At 64.8% G+C, this 17,232-nt stretch carries 12 protein-coding genes, 3 tRNA genes and 3 rRNA genes; 13 read left to right on the forward strand and 5 right to left on the reverse strand.

The window, feature by feature from the left end; genetic code table 11:
* The 3 genes from HHUB_RS00120 to pheT all read left to right on the forward strand — a co-directional run bounded on the left by HHUB_RS00120 (position 1) and on the right by pheT (position 5,020).
* Positions 1–1,554 (forward strand): tryptophan--tRNA ligase, encoded by a 1,554-nt coding sequence (locus HHUB_RS00120; protein ID WP_059055100.1) that lies wholly within the window; start codon positions 1–3, stop codon positions 1,552–1,554.
* Positions 1,555–1,796: 242 nt separating this feature from the next.
* Positions 1,797–3,305 (forward strand): phenylalanine--tRNA ligase subunit alpha, encoded by a 1,509-nt coding sequence (pheS, locus tag HHUB_RS00125; protein WP_059055102.1) that lies wholly within the window; start codon positions 1,797–1,799, stop codon positions 3,303–3,305.
* Positions 3,305–5,020 (forward strand): phenylalanine--tRNA ligase subunit beta, encoded by a 1,716-nt coding sequence (pheT, locus tag HHUB_RS00130; RefSeq protein ID WP_059055103.1) that lies wholly within the window; start codon positions 3,305–3,307, stop codon positions 5,018–5,020. The genes pheS and pheT overlap by 1 nt, the downstream gene beginning before the upstream one ends.
* 5 nt (positions 5,021–5,025) lie before the next feature.
* On the opposite strand, the gene HHUB_RS00135 is transcribed toward pheT, so the two are convergent.
* Both HHUB_RS00135 and HHUB_RS00140 read right to left on the reverse strand, forming a co-directional pair.
* Entirely contained in the window at positions 5,026–6,075 is a 1,050-nt protein-coding gene (locus HHUB_RS00135; RefSeq protein ID WP_059055105.1) for a quinone-dependent dihydroorotate dehydrogenase, read from the reverse strand.
* Between the two features lie 4 nt (positions 6,076–6,079).
* Complete coding sequence (locus HHUB_RS00140) at positions 6,080–6,277, reverse strand: AbrB/MazE/SpoVT family DNA-binding domain-containing protein (RefSeq protein WP_058984575.1); 198 nt, start codon at positions 6,275–6,277, stop codon at positions 6,080–6,082.
* 225 nt (positions 6,278–6,502) lie between these two features.
* On the opposite strand from HHUB_RS00140, the gene HHUB_RS00145 reads away from it, so the two are divergent.
* The 8 genes from HHUB_RS00145 (at position 6,503) to HHUB_RS00180 (ending at position 14,264) form a co-directional block, all read left to right on the forward strand.
* A complete protein-coding gene (locus HHUB_RS00145) occupies positions 6,503–6,811 on the forward strand; it encodes a non-histone chromosomal MC1 family protein (protein ID WP_059055106.1) in 309 nt (102 codons plus the stop codon).
* Positions 6,812–7,708: 897 nt separating this feature from the next.
* A 16S ribosomal RNA gene (locus HHUB_RS00150) occupies positions 7,709–9,181 on the forward strand.
* 109 nt (positions 9,182–9,290) lie between these two features.
* Positions 9,291–9,362: transfer RNA gene (locus HHUB_RS00155), tRNA-Ala, on the forward strand.
* Between the two features lie 368 nt (positions 9,363–9,730).
* Positions 9,731–12,653: ribosomal RNA gene (locus tag HHUB_RS00160) — 23S ribosomal RNA — on the forward strand.
* Between the two features lie 128 nt (positions 12,654–12,781).
* A 5S ribosomal RNA gene (gene rrf, locus HHUB_RS00165) occupies positions 12,782–12,903 on the forward strand.
* Together the 16S, 23S and 5S rRNA genes with 2 tRNA genes alongside form the textbook arrangement of a ribosomal RNA operon.
* A 124-nt stretch (positions 12,904–13,027) precedes the next feature.
* Positions 13,028–13,103, forward strand: a tRNA-Cys gene (locus tag HHUB_RS00170).
* Positions 13,104–13,205: 102 nt separating this feature from the next.
* Complete coding sequence (locus tag HHUB_RS00175; protein ID WP_082687127.1) at positions 13,206–14,006, forward strand: hypothetical protein; 801 nt, start codon at positions 13,206–13,208, stop codon at positions 14,004–14,006.
* 54 nt (positions 14,007–14,060) lie between these two features.
* Complete coding sequence (locus HHUB_RS00180; protein ID WP_059055108.1) at positions 14,061–14,264, forward strand: hypothetical protein; 204 nt, start codon at positions 14,061–14,063, stop codon at positions 14,262–14,264.
* 177 nt (positions 14,265–14,441) lie between these two features.
* Here HHUB_RS00180 and HHUB_RS00185 read toward each other — a convergent pair.
* A tRNA-Lys gene (locus tag HHUB_RS00185) sits at positions 14,442–14,515 on the reverse strand.
* An 81-nt stretch (positions 14,516–14,596) separates the two neighbouring features.
* Between HHUB_RS00185 and HHUB_RS00190 the strand changes: the two genes are divergently transcribed.
* Entirely contained in the window at positions 14,597–15,826 is a 1,230-nt protein-coding gene (locus tag HHUB_RS00190) for a M20 family metallopeptidase (protein ID WP_059055110.1), read from the forward strand.
* Here HHUB_RS00190 and HHUB_RS00195 read toward each other — a convergent pair.
* On the reverse strand, positions 15,823–16,479 hold the full coding sequence (locus HHUB_RS00195) for a DUF7119 family protein (protein WP_059055112.1): 657 nt from the start codon (positions 16,477–16,479) through the stop codon (positions 15,823–15,825). The genes HHUB_RS00190 and HHUB_RS00195 overlap by 4 nt on opposite strands.
* Positions 16,480–16,511: 32 nt before the next feature.
* Entirely contained in the window at positions 16,512–16,661 is a 150-nt protein-coding gene (locus tag HHUB_RS16960; protein ID WP_169793375.1) for a hypothetical protein, read from the reverse strand.
* Positions 16,662–16,898: 237 nt separating this feature from the next.
* On the opposite strand from HHUB_RS16960, the gene HHUB_RS00200 reads away from it, so the two are divergent.
* Entirely contained in the window at positions 16,899–17,186 is a 288-nt protein-coding gene (locus tag HHUB_RS00200; protein WP_059055116.1) for a hypothetical protein, read from the forward strand.
* The last annotated feature ends 46 nt before the right edge of the window (positions 17,187–17,232 follow it).

The raw sequence follows: 17,232 nt of genomic DNA on the forward strand, positions 1-17,232 counted from the left end.
ATGACCGACACAGACAACGAGACGGACGGCGAGGACGCGCCGGGCGCCGACAGCGTCGCGCTCGACCCGTGGGGCTCCTCGACGGTCTCGGACTACCGCAAGCTCTTCGAGGAGTTCGGCATCGAGTCCTTCGACGACGTCATCGACGAGGTGCCCGACCCGCACTACCTGATGCGGCGGGCTATCATCTTCGGGCACCGCGACTACCGCCGCGTCGCCGACGCGATGCGCAACGACGAGCCGTTCGCCGCGCTGTCGGGGTTCATGCCGACCGGCGACCCCCACATCGGCCACAAGATGGTCTTCGACGAGATCATCTGGCACCAACAGCAGGGCGCCGACGCGTACGCGCTCATCGCCGACCTCGAAGCCCACGCCGCCCGCGGGCTGACGTGGGACGAAATCGACGAGCACGCCCGCGACTACCTGCTCTCCCTGCTCGCGCTCGGCTTCGACCCCGAGGACGGCACGCTCTACCGGCAGTCCGCGAACCGCGAACTCCAGGACCTCGCGTTCGAACTCGGCGCGGAGGCGAACTTCTCGGAGTTCGAAGCCATCTACGGGTTCGACGGCGAGACCGACGTCTCCCACATGCAGAGCGTCGTCACGCAGATGGCGGACATCCTCTACCCGCAGCTCGAGGAGTCCAAGCCCACCGTCATCCCGGTCGGCCCCGACCAAGACCCCCACATGCGGCTCGCCCGGGACCTCGCGGAGCGCACGCGCTACTTCAAAGTTACCGAGGCGTACGCCAGCGTCGCGTTCGACGACGACGAGCGCCCGCTCGTCGCCGCCGCCTACGACGCCCGCGGGGAGTACGCCGAGGACGAGGACCAGCCGCGCTGCACGGAAGCCGCCGACTGGCTGCGCGAGGACGCCGACCTCGCGGCCGCATACGACGCCGAAGTGGTCGAGTCGGTCGTCCAGAAGCTCGAAAACGCCGGGATGGAGCCGCTCCGCCCCCGGATTCGGTTCTTCGACCGGCAGGCGACCGACGAGGCCTTCGAGGCGCTCATCGACGAGGTCGCCGGCGAGAAGCGCGTCTTCGAGGGCCACGTCGACGCGTTCGACATCGACCGCGAGACCGCCGAGGACCTCGCGCTCGCCGTCGAAGTCGACCACGGCGGCTACGGCTTCGTGCCGCCCTCGTCGATCTACCACCGCTTCATGACCGGGCTCACCGGCGGGAAGATGTCCTCCTCGATTCCCGCCAGCCACATCAGCCTCCTCGACGACCCCGAGGACGGCTACGACAAGGTCAAGGCCGCGACCACGGGCGGCCGCGAGACCGCCGAGAAACAGCGCGAGCTCGGCGGTGAACCCGACCAGTGTCCCGTCTACGAGCTGTACGCCTACCTCCTCGCGGCGGACGACGACGAGTTCGCCGAGCGCGTCTACGAGGAGTGCGCGGGCGGCGAACGGCTCTGCGGCGGCTGCAAGGAGGAGGCCGCGGAACTCATGGCGGAGTTCCTCGAAGACCACCAGGAGAAACGCGAGGAGGCGAAGGAAGTGCTGGCGGACCTCGACGTCGAACTCGACTCGGCGCGAGCCTGACGGTCCCGGCGAGCCGCTGACGGAATTCTTTTCACCGGCCGTGCCATCCTCCCGCACATGGCGTCCGAACCCCACGCCGGTCGCAGCGCACGTCGAGTAGTCGCGGCTCCGGGGTTCGGTTTCTTCTTCGCCTGAGTGAGCCGGTGGACGCCGCGCGGCGGCGGGAGCCGTCGCGGGGCCGAACCCGCTCGTTCGGGCCGGGAGCGGAACGGATAACTGACTGCCACACGCCCCTACGCACAATGAAACTGCCACCACAGCAGGTCGCGGTGCTCGAAGCGGCGAGCGCCGACGAACCGAGACGCATCGCCGACCTCGCGGCCGAAATCGAGCGGCCGCCGGAGACGGTCACGGGCGCGGCGTTCGAACTGGAGGACGCCGGCCTCGTGGACGTCGTCGAGGAGACCGAGGAGGAGGTCGAACTGACCGAGGAAGGCCGCGAGTACGCCGAAGATGGACTGCCGGAGGTCCGACTCTACGAGGCCGCCCTCGACGCCGGCGCGGACGACGAACCGGTCTCGATGGGCGAAGTCATCGGCACGTCCGGGCTGGAAGGTCCGCAGGTCGATATCGCGCTGTCGAACTACGCCCGGAAGGGCTACGGGAGCATCGACTCGGGGGACCTCGCCGCGGACCCCGACGCCGACCCCAGCGAGGACGCGGAGGCCGCCGCACTCGAAACGCTGGCCGCGGGCGGGGCCGTCGAGGCCGACGACGCGCTCGACCAGCTGGCGCGCCGCGACCTCGTCGCCGTCACCGAGCGCACCGTCCGGTCGGTGCTCCTGACGGAGGCCGGCGTCACCGAACTCATGGCGGGCGTCGAGTCCGCCGAGGAAGTCGGCCAGCTCACCCCAGACATGCTCGCGTCCGGCGAGTGGCGCGACGCCGAGTTCGCCGACTACAACGTCGAAGCCGACGCCGGCGAGCACACGCCCGGGAAGACGCACGTGCTCCGGCAGGCGTCCGAGCGCGTCAAGGAAGTGCTCGTGGGGATGGGCTTCCAGGAGATGGAGGGGCCACACGTCGACGCGGACTTCTACATCAACGACTGCCTGTTCATGCCCCAGGACCACCCCGCGCGCAACCACTGGGACCGGTTCGCGCTGGAGCAGCCCGAGAAAATCGACGAGTTACCCGAAGACCTCGTCGAGCGCGTCGAACGCGCCCACCGCGAGGGCGTCGGGCCGGACGGCGACGGCTACCACTCGCCGTGGGACGAGGACTTCGCGCGTGCGCTCGCGCTCCGCGGGCACACGACGAGTCTCACTGCCCGCTACCTCTCCGGCGTCGCCGGTGAGGACGTGGAACCGCCCGCGCGGTACTTCAGCGTCGAGAAGGCGTACCGCAACGACACCCTCGACGCCACCCACCTCCTGGAGTTCTTCCAGATCGAGGGCTGGGTGATGGCCGAGGACCTCTCCGTCCGCGACCTCATGGGGACGTTCCGGGAGTTCTACAGCCAGTTCGGCATCACGGACATCGAGTTCAAGCCCACGTACAACCCCTACACGGAGCCGAGCTTCGAGCTGTTCGGACGCCACCCCGAGACCGGCGAACTCATCGAAATCGGGAACTCCGGCATCTTCCGCCCGGAGATGCTCGAACCGCTCGGCGTCGAAGCCGACGTGATGGCGTGGGGGCTCGCCCTCGAACGCCTGCTGATGCTCGTGACTGGCTTCGAGGACATCCGCGACGTCCACGGGACGCTGTGTGACCTTGAGTTCCTGCGGGACGCGGAGGTGGTGTACTGATGCCCGTCGTCGACATCGACCCCGACGAACTCCGGACCCTGACGGGGCACACCGACAAGAGCGACGACGAACTCAGGGACGACCTCTTCGGGCTCGGTATCGAGTACGAGGGCGAGACCGAGGACGGCGAGTTCAAACTCGAGTTCGAGGCCGACCGCCTCGACCGCCTCTCCGTGGAGGGCATCGCGCGCTCGCTGCGCTACCACTACGGCGACACCCGGGGCGTCTACGTGCCGGACACGAACAGCGCCGAGTGGACCATCAACGTCGAGGACGTCCCCGACGACCGGCCCTGCGTCACGGGCGCCGTGATTCGCGGCGTCGACCTCGACGAGGACGCGCTGGACTCGCTCATCCAACTGCAGGAGAAACTCCACGCCACGATGGGCCGCAAGCGCGCGAAGGGCGCCATCGGCATCCACGACCTCGCGATGCTGAAAGGCGAGTCCGTCAGCGGCGAGGACGGCGACGCGGGGCGCTCCATCACGTACACCGGCATCGAACCCGACGGCGACACGTTCGTGCCGCTGGACGACGACGCCGAGCGCACGCCCGCCGACGTGCTCACCGAGCACCCGACCGGCGAGCAGTACGCGGACCTGCTGGAGAACTACGACCGCTACCCCGCCATCTACGACGACATCGGGCTGTTCAGCTTCCCGCCGGTCATCAACGGCCGCCGCACCGAGGTCTCCACGGACTCCCGGGAGCTGTTCGTCGAACTCACCGGCACCGACCAGTGGACCATCGACCGGATGTGCGCCATCATCTGCTACGCGCTCGACGCGCGCGGCGCCACCGTCGAGGACGTCACCGTCGAATACGGGGACACTGAACTCGTCCGCCCGGACTTCGAAGTCCAGACCAAGCAGGTCCCCCACGAGCGCGTCGAGACGCTGCTCGGCATCGACCTCGAACCCGACGAAGTCGTCGACCTCGCCGAACGAGCGGGTCTCGATGCCGAGCCCGAGGGCGGGGACGAACTCACCTACGAGGTGGAGATTCCGCCGTACCGCGTCGACGTCCTCCACCCCGTGGACGTCGTGGACGACATCGGGCGCGCGTACGGGTTCAACAACCTCGTGCCGCGCTACCCCGACGTCGGCACCATCGGCGGCCGCACGGAGACGTCGCGCCTGGAGGCCGCCGCCCGCGAGACGCTCGTCGGCCTCGGCTTCGAGGACCTCCTGAACTTCAACATGACCAGCGAGGCCGACAACTTCGAGCGGATGCGCATCTCGCCGGACGACGACGTGGTGGGCGCCGCCGAACCCGCGACCATCGACGAGCCCTACAGCGAGGACTTCACCATCCTCCGCACGTGGGCGCTGCCGTCGCTGGTCTCGGTGCTGGAGAACAACACGCACCGCGCGTACCCGCAGGACCTCGCGGAAATCGGGTTCGCCGCGCACGTGGACGACGCCACGGAGACGGGTGTCGCCGAGCGGCGCACCGTCGCCGCCGTGCTCGCGCGCCACGACGCCTCCTACGAGGACGCGAAGGCGCGGCTCGCGGCGCTCTGCGAGGAGTTCCACGTCGACCTCGAAACGCCCGCCACCGAGCATCCGTCGTTCATCGACGGCCGCGCCGCCAGTGTGGTCATCGACGGCGAAGAAGTGGGCGTCATCGGCGAACTCCACCCCGCGGTCATCGTCGACCACGACGTCGAAGTGCCGGTCGCCGGCTTCGAGTTCGAACTCGACGCGCTCCGGTAGAACAGTTACAGGTCCGCGCCGACCGCGTCTTCTACGGACGCGAAACCGTCGCGGTCCAGCAGTTCGAGCAGCCCCTCGTTGATTTCTCGGGCGATGCTGGGGCCGCGGTAGACGAGGCCCGTGTACAGTTGCACGACGGACGCGCCCGCGCGAATCTTCTCGTAGGCGTCCGCTGCGGTGAACACGCCACCGACGCCGACCACCGGGAGGTCCGTGCGCTCGGCGACGAACCGCACCTGGTCGGTCGCGCGCTCCCGAATCGGCCGCCCCGACAGTCCGCCCTTCTCGGCGGCGTTCGGGCTCCGGAGGGCGTCGGGCCGGTCGGTCGTCGTGTTCGTCGCGACCACGCCGTCCAGTCCGAGGTCGTTCGCGAGCTCGACGGCGTCTACGACCGCGTCACGGTGGAGGTCCGGAGAGAGCTTCACGAGCAAGGGCGCCGCGCCCGCGTCCTGGAGCGCCTCCAGAATCGCCGCTAACTGCTCGCGGTTCTGGAGCTCGCGCAGCCCCGGCGTGTTCGGGCTGGAGACGTTCACCACGAAGTAGTCGCCGTCCTCGGCCACCTGCTCGTACGTGTAGCGGTAGTCGTCCGGGGCGTCCTCCAGTGGCGTGGACTTCGACTTCCCGACGTTCACGCCCACGGGCACGTCCGGGAGGCGCTGCTCGGCGAGGCGCTCACCGACCACGTCTGCGCCCGCGTTGTTGAACCCCATCCGGTTGACGAGCCCCTCGTCCTCGCGGAGCCGGAACATCCGCGGTCGCGGGTTCCCGGGCTGGCCCTCCGCCGTGACCGCGCCGACCTCGACGTGGCCGAACCCCAGCGCCGCCAGCGCCCGCGGTATCTCGGCGTTCTTGTCGAAGCCCGCCGCCACCCCGACGGGATTCGGGAACGACTGGTCGAACGCCTCGACGGACAACCGCTCGTCGTCGACAGTGTAGTGGCCCGCGTACGCGCGCTCGAGACGTGTGCGCTGTGCGACTCGCAGTAGCCCCGTAATCGCCTCGTGGGCGGTCTCCGGAGGCAGCCGGAACAACAGCGGTTTGGCCAGCCGGTACATCCCGTTAGAAGTCGTGTTCGACGTCGTCCTGGTCGGCCCGCTGGATGATGATCTTGTCCTCGCGCACCCGCACGAAGACTTCGTCGCCGATGTCGAGGCCGGCGACCGACAGTTCGTCCTCGTGGAGATTGACGTGGGCGTTGTGGTACTCGCCGTCGTCGCCTTTCGCGCCACTCGGGCTGAGCGTCTTCTTGCGAACCATCGCGAAGTGTCTACGTTGCCTTTCGCCGCACTCCGTACTTAAGTTCTTCCGACCGTTCGGGCTGACGCGCGCTCGCGGCGACTGAGGGCTGTCGTCGGCGGTCACGAGCCGGGCTTCCGGGTCGGCGCTTTCCCCGAACCGGCCGACGAGATAGATAAAACTATCGGCAAAATCGGCGGTATATTTATCACCCGGCCTTGTGTTCGCATAGCATGGAGCAAAACCATGGTACGTGAGGACGGCAAGCGCAACTTCGCGCTCCGAGAATCCGGTGACGAGAGCAGCGTCTTCAGCGGGAACACCCCACGGCAGGCCGCACTCAAGGCGGCTCGCCGCATCGAGGACGTCGCCGACAGCGAACAGGACGCCGACCGCAAGGAGCTCCGGCTCCGCGAGAAAGGCACCGACAAAGTCCACATCTACGAAGCGTGGGCGTGGGAAGAGGAAGCCCCTGGCGACAAACCCGACTGGATGCCCGGCGAGATTACGAAAGCGAACGTCTCCAAGGAAGGCATCAAGCACATCGAGGACTGACGCCGCTGGCGGTCTCTTTTGTCCCGCGTGTGCGACGCGTAACGGCTTAGTCACCCCCGCGACTACCCAGAGCTGCGTGGGCACCACTCGGCCCGACCGCACGCACTCGCGCGGGACGACTGGCCGACCTCCACCCACGCGGTACTTTCACGCGTAGCCTCCGGTACGTCGTCTCGCGGTTTTCTGGTATGCGGTGGCGTGTCGATGCGCCGCTGGTTCGATGGGGTTTTACGTAACCCGGCACTCGGATGAGATGCGAACGACGTGAGGTGGCTCGGTGCACCCGACGCCACTGATTGACGCCTCGACGCCCCCGCGTCGAACCCCTCGCCTTCGGCGAGTCTGGTTCGACGCCCTTAAGTGATACCGGGCGCTTCGGAAGAATGCGAACGACGATGAGGTCACTCGGGTTTCCCGGGTGACTGACGTATGCTTCCGACGCCCGCTTCCGGGCTTCGACCTTCGCTCTTTCGAGCGTGGTTCGATGCCCTTAAGTAATAACGGGCAATACGAGGTAATGCGCACGACAATGAGGTCGTCCGGGTTTCTCCGGGCGACTGATGCATTACTTCGGTCCCGTTCTGGGGCTCGACCTTCGCTCTTTCGAGCGTGGTTCGATGCCCTTAAGTAATAACGGGGCGTTGGAGGAAATGCGAACGTCGTCTCGGGCCGAGCGAAGTCCGATGGGTTTATGACCCGTCGCGGACTACGTTCAGGTCCGAAGGAATGAGGATTCCACCCCTGCGGTCCGCCGTACAGATGGGATCTGATGTTAGCCTTGATGGTTTGGTGACATCCAACTGGCCACGGCGCTTTGTCGTGGCTATGAGGAACACTTTGTGTTCCCGCCAAACCAGGACTTTTAGTTCTGGTCGCTGGGGTTTAACCCCAGCAAACATTCCGGTTGATCCTGCCGGAGGCCATTGCTATCGGAGTCCGATTTAGCCATGCTAGTTGTGCGGGTTTAGACCCGCAGCGGAAAGCTCAGTAACACGTGGCCAAACTACCCTGTGGATGGGAACAATCTCGGGAAACTGAGGCTAATTCCCAATAACGCTCCACCCCTGGAACGGGCGGAGCTGGAAACGCTACGGCGCCACAGGATGTGGCTGCGGTCGATTAGGTAGACGGTGGGGTAACGGCCCACCGTGCCAATAATCGGTACGGGTTGTGAGAGCAAGAGCCCGGAGACGGAATCTGAGACAAGATTCCGGGCCCTACGGGGCGCAGCAGGCGCGAAACCTTTACACTGTACGCAAGTGCGATAAGGGGACTCCGAGTGTGAAGGCATAGAGCCTTCACTTTTGTACACCGTAAGGTGGTGTACGAATAAGGGCTGGGCAAGACCGGTGCCAGCCGCCGCGGTAATACCGGCAGCCCGAGTGATGGCCGATATTATTGGGCCTAAAGCGTCCGTAGCTGGCCGGACAAGTCCGTTGGGAAATCTGTTCGCTTAACGAGCAGGCGTCCAGCGGAAACTGTTCGGCTTGGGACCGGAAGACCTGAGGGGTACGTCCGGGGTAGGAGTGAAATCCTGTAATCCTGGACGGACCACCGGTGGCGAAAGCGCCTCAGGAGGACGGATCCGACAGTGAGGGACGAAAGCTAGGGTCTCGAACCGGATTAGATACCCGGGTAGTCCTAGCTGTAAACGATGCCCGCTAGGTGTGGCGCAGGCTACGAGCCTGCGCTGTGCCGTAGGGAAGCCGAGAAGCGGGCCGCCTGGGAAGTACGTCTGCAAGGATGAAACTTAAAGGAATTGGCGGGGGAGCACTACAACCGGAGGAGCCTGCGGTTTAATTGGACTCAACGCCGGACATCTCACCAGCTCCGACAGTAGTAATGACGGTCAGGTTGATGACCTTACCCGATGCTACTGAGAGGAGGTGCATGGCCGCCGTCAGCTCGTACCGTGAGGCGTCCTGTTAAGTCAGGCAACGAGCGAGACCCGCACTCCTAATTGCCAGCAGTACCCTTTGGGTAGCTGGGTACATTAGGTGGACTGCCGCTGCCAAAGCGGAGGAAGGAACGGGCAACGGTAGGTCAGTATGCCCCGAATGAGCTGGGCAACACGCGGGCTACAATGGTCGAGACAATGGGATGCAACTCCGAGAGGAGGCGCTAATCTCCTAAACTCGATCGTAGTTCGGATTGAGGGCTGAAACTCGCCCTCATGAAGCTGGATTCGGTAGTAATCGCGTGTCAGAAGCGCGCGGTGAATACGTCCCTGCTCCTTGCACACACCGCCCGTCAAAGCACCCGAGTGGGGTTCGGATGAGGCCGGCATGCGCCGGTCGAATCTGGGCTCCGCAAGGGGGCTTAAGTCGTAACAAGGTAGCCGTAGGGGAATCTGCGGCTGGATCACCTCCTAACGATCGGGACCAGGGCGTTGCCCTGGCCCACCTTTCGACGACGCCGTGACCAGTTGGACACCTACAAACCATCAAGGCTAACGTTACCTCCTCCCGATTCGGGAGGTGGGCCCATAGCTCAGTGGTAGAGTGCCTCCTTTGCAAGGAGGATGCCCTGGGTTCGAATCCCAGTGGGTCCATCCCGTCCGGGATTCACCTCAAACCGTGCCCCTTAAGTGGGAGACGGCGCAACGGTGAATCGCGACGAAGACTGATGCACCACCCCGCGAAAGTGCGGGTGGGAAGGGTCTATGTACGCTCCTCGTTCACCACGAGGACGTACGATGACGACCGTGTGTAAGTGCAATCCAGGCGCTCACTGGACTCGACCACCGTGGTCGAGTACCGACTGTTGGTCACATCCGTGACTCAACAGCGCTCAACCATTGCGTGTTGAGCATCGTTGACTGCTTCGCAGTCAACATTCATCGTCGTTGGCTTCACCGCCAACAACCCTCGACCACTTCGTGTGGTTGAGTACCATCGTCAGCTGCTCTGCAGCTGACATCCAACGTGGCTACTGTGCCACCTGGTGGATAGCTCGGCTCGGATGCCGATGAAGGACGTGCCAAGCTGCGATAAGCCTGAGGGAGCCGCACGGAGGCGAAGAACTCAGGATCTCCTAATGGGAATCCCCACTGCAATTGCTTTGCGCAATAGGGAACGGCCGGAATTGAAACATCTCAGTACGGCCAGGAAGAGAAACCGAATGGGACGCCGTCAGTAATGGCGAATGAACGCGGCACAGTCCAAACCGAAGCCCTCACGGGCAATGTGGTGTTCGGACTGGCGTGCATCGACTGAACGTTCTCGCGAAGTCTCCTGAAACGGAGCGCGATACAGGGTGACAGCCCCGTATCGAGGACAAGTAAGTCGTGAGCCAGCTCCAGAGTAGCGGGGGTCGGAAATCCCTCGTGAAGATGGCAGGCATCGACTGCCAAGACTAAGTACTCTCCGAGACCGATAGTGAACAAGTAGTGTGAACGAACGCTGAAAAGCACCCCACAAAGGGGGGTGAAATAGGGCTTGAAATCAGGTGGCGATGGAGCGACGGGGCATAAAAGGCCTCACTGGGAACGAGTCAGGCGCGAGCCTGTAGTAGGACCTGTGAGGAGCCGATGTTCCGTCGTACGTTTTGAAAAACGAGCCAGGGAGTGTGTCTGTCTGACGAGTCTAACCGGAGTATCCGGGGAGGCGCAGGGAAACCGACATGGCCGCAGCGCTTTGCGCGAGGGCCGCCGTCTTCAAGGGCGGGGAGTCAAACGGACACGACCCGAAACCAGATGATCTACGCGTGGGCAAGATGAAGCATGGCGAAAGCCATGTGGAGGTCTGTTAGGGTTGGTGTCTTTCAATACCCTCCCGTGACCTACGTGTAGGGGTGAAAGGCCCATCGAATCTGGCAACAGCTGGTTCCAACCGAAACATGTCGAAGCATGACCTCTGCTGAGGTAGTTCGTGGGGTAGAGCTACCGATTGGAGGGTCCAACTCCGAGAGGAGTTGGCCCTCCTGTCGAACTCCGAACCTACGAACGCCGTCGACGCAGGGAATCCGGTATGCGGGGTAAGCCTGTGTACCGTGAGGGAGACAACCCAGAGTTAGGTTAAGGTCCCAAAGTGTGAGCTAAGTGCGATTGAAGGTGGTCCCGAGCCCTAGACAGCCGGGAGGTGAGCTTAGAAGCAGCTACCCTCCAAGAAAAGCGTAACAGCTTACCGGCCGAGGTTCGGGGCGCCCAAAATGATCGGGGCTCAAGTTCACCACCGAGACCTAACGGCACGCGTGACAGCGTGATCCAGTAGGTTGGCACTCTGTTCGGGCGGAAGCTCGGGTGAGAACTCGAGTGGACCGAATGGGGAAGAAAATCCTGGCCATAGTAGCAGCGTTAGTCGGGTTAGAACCCCGACGACCGAGAAGAGCAAGGGTTCCTCGGCAATGCTTATCAGCCGAGGGTTAGCCGGTCCTAAGTCCCGTCGTAATTCGAGCGGGTCAAAAGGGAAACGGGTTAATATTCCCGTGCCATCGTGCAGTGAAAGTCGACGCCTCGGAGTAGCTCGAGCCGGGCCATCGCCCGGTCGAACTGTCCAAGTCCGTGGAAGCCGTAATGGCAGGAAGCGGACGAACGGTAGGATAGGGAAACTCGAGTCAATCTGGGGCCCGTGAAAAGACGAGCACGATGTCCGTACCAAGATCCGACACAGGTGCTCTGGCAGCGAAAGCCTAGGTCTGTCGGGAACAACCGACGTTAGGGAATTCGGCAAGTTAGTCCCGTAAGTTCGCGATAAGGGATGCCTGCCCAGTGATTGGGCAGGTCGCAGTGTCTTGGAGGCTCCGACTGTCTAATAACAACATAGGTGACCGCAAATCCGCAAGGACGCGTACGGTCACTGAATCCTGCCCAGTGCGGGTATCTGAACACCCAGTACAATGGGGCGAAGGACCCGTTAACGGCGGGGGTAACTATGACCCTCTTAAGGTAGCGTAGTACCTTGCCGCTTCAGTAGCGGCTTGCATGAATGGATCAACGAGAGCCTCACTGTCCCAACGTTGGGCCCGGTGAACTGTACGTTCCAGTGCGGAGTCTGGAGACCCCCAAGGGGAAGCGAAGACCCTATAGAGCTTTACTGCAGGCTGTCGCTGGGACACGGTCGCTGATGTGCAGGGTAGGTAGGAGACGTTACACAGGTACGTGCGCTAGCACGCCACCGAGTCAGCCATGAAACACTACCCGTCAGTGACTGTGACCCTAACTCCGGGAGGAGGACACCGGTAGCCGGGCAGTTTGACTGGGGCGGTACGCGCTCGAAAAGATATCGAGCGCGCCCTAAGGCTACCTCATCCGGGTCGGAGACCCGGAGAAGAGCGCAAGAGCATAAGGTAGTCTGACAGTGTCCTACACAACGAGGGACGCTGAGGCGAAAGCCTGGTCTAGCGAACCAATGAGCCTGCTTGATGCGGGCCATTGCTGACAGAAAAGCTACCTTAGGGATAACAGAGTCGTCACTCGCAAGAGCACATATCGACCGAGTGGCTTGCTACCTCGATGTCGGTTCCCTCCATCCTGCCCGTGCAGAAGCGGGCAAGGGTGAGGTTGTTCGCCTATTAAAGGAGGTCGTGAGCTGGGTTTAGACCGTCGTGAGACAGGTCGGCTGCTATCTATTGGGGGTGTTATTGGTGATTGACAGGAACGTTCATATAGTACGAGAGGAACTATGAACGGGTGCCACTGGTGTATCGGTTGTCCGAGAGGGCAAGTGCCGAGCAGCTACGCACCACGGGGTAAGAGCTGAATGCATCTAAGCTCGAAACCCACCTGGAAAAGAATCACCGTCGAGGTCTCTCGTAGAAGACGAGTTCGATAGACTCGGGGTGTACGCGTCAAGGCAACGAGACGTTCAGCCCGCGAGCACTAACCGACCGAATGCCACACACTCATGCACTCACCACATTACGTGGTCGAGTCCAGGCGTTAACTGGATTGCACTTACACACGGACGTTCGCCGATACTGGCGTCCCGGACTTCTGTCCGGGGACAACGGTTCGATTCCGTTGGTCGGTATTAAGGCGGCCATAGCGGCGGGGCAACTCCCGTACCCATCCCGAACACGGAAGATAAGCCCGCCTGCGTTCCGGTCAGTACTGGAGTGCGCGAGCCTCTGGGAAATCCGGTTCGCCGCCTGCCATTCATACTTCATCAAGCCTCGAACAGCATCGCTGCTGTTCGGGGCTTTTTGTATTTGTATCGCGGAGTGGCGACGCTCCGGACCGCTACGTTTAAGCGAGCGAGCGCAGTACCACGATACAGTGCCAAGGTGGCAGAGTCCGGCCTAACGCAGCGGCCTGCAGAGCCGCCCACCGCCGGTTCAAATCCGGCCCTTGGCTTTCTCGCGTGCTCGTTCGTTCCGTAGCAGTCGGTTCGTCGATGTCGCGGATTCGCGGGGCGGGAAAGTAACGATTATACGACGCCCTCTCTACGCTTCGAGTATGCAACGACGTGCTGCGGCGGTGTCCGTCGTGGTCTTCATTCTGCTGGCGGCCGGCGCGTACACGTTCATTGGCGCCGCTCAGCAGCCCGACGTGACCCTCGAGAACCCGGATTACACTGTTTCCGCCGACGAGACGTTGACGCTGGCGGGGACGTCGTACAGTTTCACGGAGGTCTCGGGTGATTCCGCGACTGCGGAGTGGACCAACGAGTCCGCGCGGTACACGGAGTCGTGGTCGGCCAACGATACGGTGGTCTACCAGGGCAGTAACTATTCGGTCGTAATCCCGAGCCAGACGGATCCGACGGAGTTCGAGCTCCGTGAGGTCCAGACGGTCGACCGGCCGACCGTCGAGCAGGACGGCACGACGTACGTCATCGTGGAGGAGGACGGCGAGCGCCGGCTCGTCGAGCGGGACGAGTACCTCGACGATCCGGTCGTCCACGAGTTCGTGGAGGGCGACGCAATCGAGCGCCCGGACAACGACAACGAGACGCGCGTGGCGTCAGTCACGAACTCGTCGGTGACGGTCGAGTGGTTCGCGCCCCAGACCAACGAGGTTAGCTTCGACGAGGGCGAGAACACCACTGTCGGTGACACGGCGTACCTCGCGCACTTCGAGCAGCAGGGCGGGTCGTCGGTCCTCCAGTTGACGACCGACTACGAGGACTACCACTCGGACGTGGAGGCCCAACAGGAGTTCCACGAGCGCACGAACGGGCTCTGGGGCATCGCCATCTTGAGCGCGCTCGCGGCGGCGCTACTCGTGATGCTGGCGTTCATGCCGTCGCGGTACTGACCGTCACCGGCCCGTTCCGTCACCGTTAACGTGTTCCGCGGCGAGGCGTCGTGCATGCAACAGCTATTCGCTGACACGCTCGACGTCTACGGCGTCCTCGTTGGCGTGTTCGTCGCGCTCGTCGGCGTCGGGACGCTCGTCGGGATGCCGTGGCAGTACACGAACAGCGGCGTCGTTACCGTCTTTCAGGCGCTCGGCGCGGTCGGCGCGGTCGGCATCGGCGTCGGTCTCGCCTGGCTTGCACACGCACAGGCGTAGTCGCTCGTTCTCGTTCAGTTTTCCATACCGATAGTGGCGACGCCAGCCACGTCCAGTCGAGGCCGGTTTCACCCGGTCTGGTGCCGCGAGTCCCGGGTTCGAATCCCTTCACCGGACTCGTAGCTACAGCGTGGAAGTTTCCGAAGCCCGTCGCTTCACGTTCGCTCGTCACAGAAGCGGGCCGAGAGGGATTTGAACCCTCGACCGTCTGGTTAAAAGCCAGACGCTCTGCCGGACTGAGCTATCGGCCCTCGATTTCACGTCGGGCGGGCCGACGTTAAACGTTTACCATCCAGCGAAACCCTTAGGCGGGCGTCGGCGAACCGTTCGGTATGACTAGCGCACGCGAGTTCGTGACCGAGCTCGTCTCGTTCGCGTCGACGGACGGCGGGGAGGCGCCGGTGTCTTCGTGGTTCTCGTCGCGGCTGGCGGAACTCGGGTTCGAGACCTACGAGTGGGACGTGGACGCGGACTTGCTCGCGGGACACCGATCGTTCCCGGACGACCCGGACGCGATTCGGGCGGCCGACCGGCGCAGTGTGGGCGGCGTGCTCGAACTCGGCGACCCGGACGCGGGCCCGACGCTCGTGTTGAACGGCCACTTCGACGTGGTGCCGGCCGACGAGGCGGTGTGGTCGTCGCAGCCGTTCGAGGCGCGGTGGCGCGGCGACGAGCTGACCGCGCGCGGCGCGGCGGACATGAAGTCGGGGCTGGCGGCGTGCGTGTTCGCGGCGCTCGCGCTCGCGGAGCGCGACGTGGACGGCCGGGTCGTCGTGGAGGGCGTGGTCGGCGAGGAGGCCGGCGGCGTCGGCGCGGCGACCGCGGCGCTGGACAACCCCTACCCCTTCGAGCGGGACGCCGCAATCATCGCGGAGCCGACCGCGCTCACTCCCGTGGTCGCCTCGGAGGGGAGCCTGATGAAGCGCCTGCGACTGACCGGACGCTCGTCGCACGCGGCGACGCCGTGGCGCGGGGAGTCCGTGCTCCCGCACTTCGATAGTATCCGCGAAGCGTTCGCGGACCTCGCGGGCGAGCGCGAACAGACTGTCACCCACCCGCTGTACGAGGAGTTCCCGACGAAGTGGCCGGTCGTCTGCGGCACGGTCGAAGCGGGGGAGTGGGCGTCGACGGTGCCGGCGTCGCTGGTCGCGGAGTGGCGCATCGGCGTCGCCCCGGGGGAGACCGTCGCCGAGGTCGAGGAGGCGTTCGACCAGCGGCTCGCGGACGTGGTCGCCGAGAGCGAGTGGCTCGCCGAGCATCCGCCCGAGTTCGAGCGGTTCTCCGTCCAGTTCGAGGCGTCCGAGATTTCGCCTGACGAGCCCGTGGTGCGAGCCGTTCAGTCGGGGATGCACGCGAACGACCTCGCGGAGACGGAGCCACGGGGCGTGACCTACGGCGCGGACGCGCGCCACTACATGGAGGCGGGGATTCCGACGGTGATGTTCGGCCCGGGGAGCATCGAGCAGGCGCACTTCCCGGACGAGACCATCGACTTCCGGGAGGTCGAGACGGCTGTGGACGTGCTCGCGGACGCCGGCGAGGCGTTCCTCGCGGAGAACTAGAGGTAGTCGCGGAGCGCGTCGGCCACGACGTCGTCGGCGTCGCGGTCCGAGACGGTCGCGTGCCGGCGGAGGTCCCGGTAGACCGGCGACGGGAGCGTGACCGTGAGTTCGCCGGGCGTGACGCCGAGTTCTTCGAGCACGTCGTCGAGGGTCTCGCCGTCGTTGACCGCGCTGGCGGCCTGTCGGACATCGCGGACCGTGAGGTCGTTGTCGACGACCGCCCACGCGAGGAGGTAGCGGTCGTCGCCGCCGACCCGGGCGATGTGTTTCGCGGCGGTCGGCGGGATGTGGCCGGCGGCGACGTGCTCGCGGACGGCCCGCGGGAGGTCGTGGACGCGCGCCCACTTCCGGATGAACGAGACGCCGACGTCGCCGTCCGCGCGCTCGGCGGCGGCCTTGTAGGAGTTCTGTGCGCGGACGAGCGCCGCGCAGGCGGCGGCGCCGCGGAGCATGTAGATGTGGCTGTCGCCGAGCTCGTTGCGCGCGAACGCGCCGACGGTGTCGGCGGCCTCGGTGACGCTGTCGGGGTCGTCGGGGTCGAACGAGACGGCTTCGCGGGCGTGCTCCCCGGTGAGGCGTTCGTCGCCGCGGACGACCGGCTCGCCGACGGGGGATTCGCGGTCCGTCGGCGGGAGCCGCTCCTCGTCAGTCATGGCGTCCAGTAACGGCGTTGCGCGTAAAACACCTACTCCTCGTCGTCGTGGTTCTCCCGGCGCTCCGAGAGGTGCTCCCAGATCTCCGTGCAGCCGGCGCCGGGTTCGACGTCGGCGAGGTGGTCGTCGTCGCGGTCCTGCGTCTCCTCGCGGTCGGCGTCGCGTTCGGCGTGTTGGTTCACTCGCCGTCCACCTCCGCTGTGAACAGTTCGGGTGCGGCGTCGGCGGACGCGTGTTGGCGGTGGCCGCGCGTTCGAGTGTGCATACTCGTCGGTACGCCACGCAGACGGATAACTGTCGCTTCGCGCGCAACGCCCGCCAGCGCTGACTGGTACCAGAGAGTCTTGACGGTAGTGGGGACGACTGGCAGGCGTTGCCAGCGCCGATGAGGGGACCCGACTGGACCCGATAGGGCGTGTATGGCGACGCGACTGCGGCTGCTCGACGACGCCGCGTGGGTGAGCGTGAACGACGAGCGCGAGGTGGGGACCAGCGAGGTGTGGCCGGTCGCGGAGACCTTCTGTTCGTGCGAGCTCGCGTGGCTCGTCGTCGAGGCGTTCGTCGACGTCGGCGTGGACGGGCGGCGCGTGGAGGCGCGCCCGCACGGCCACTGCCTGAACTGCGGGGAGTCGGGAACGACCCCGTGGCTGCCGGTCGGGAAGGTGACCGACGACGGCTTCGAGCTGGTCGAAGGTGTTCGGCGATAGCGGTAAGTGTATCCGCTACCGGACGGCCGCGGGGAACCTTGACACC

Source organism: Halobacterium hubeiense (assembly GCF_001488575.1).
In the GTDB taxonomy this organism is placed as follows: domain Archaea; phylum Halobacteriota; class Halobacteria; order Halobacteriales; family Halobacteriaceae; genus Halobacterium; species Halobacterium hubeiense.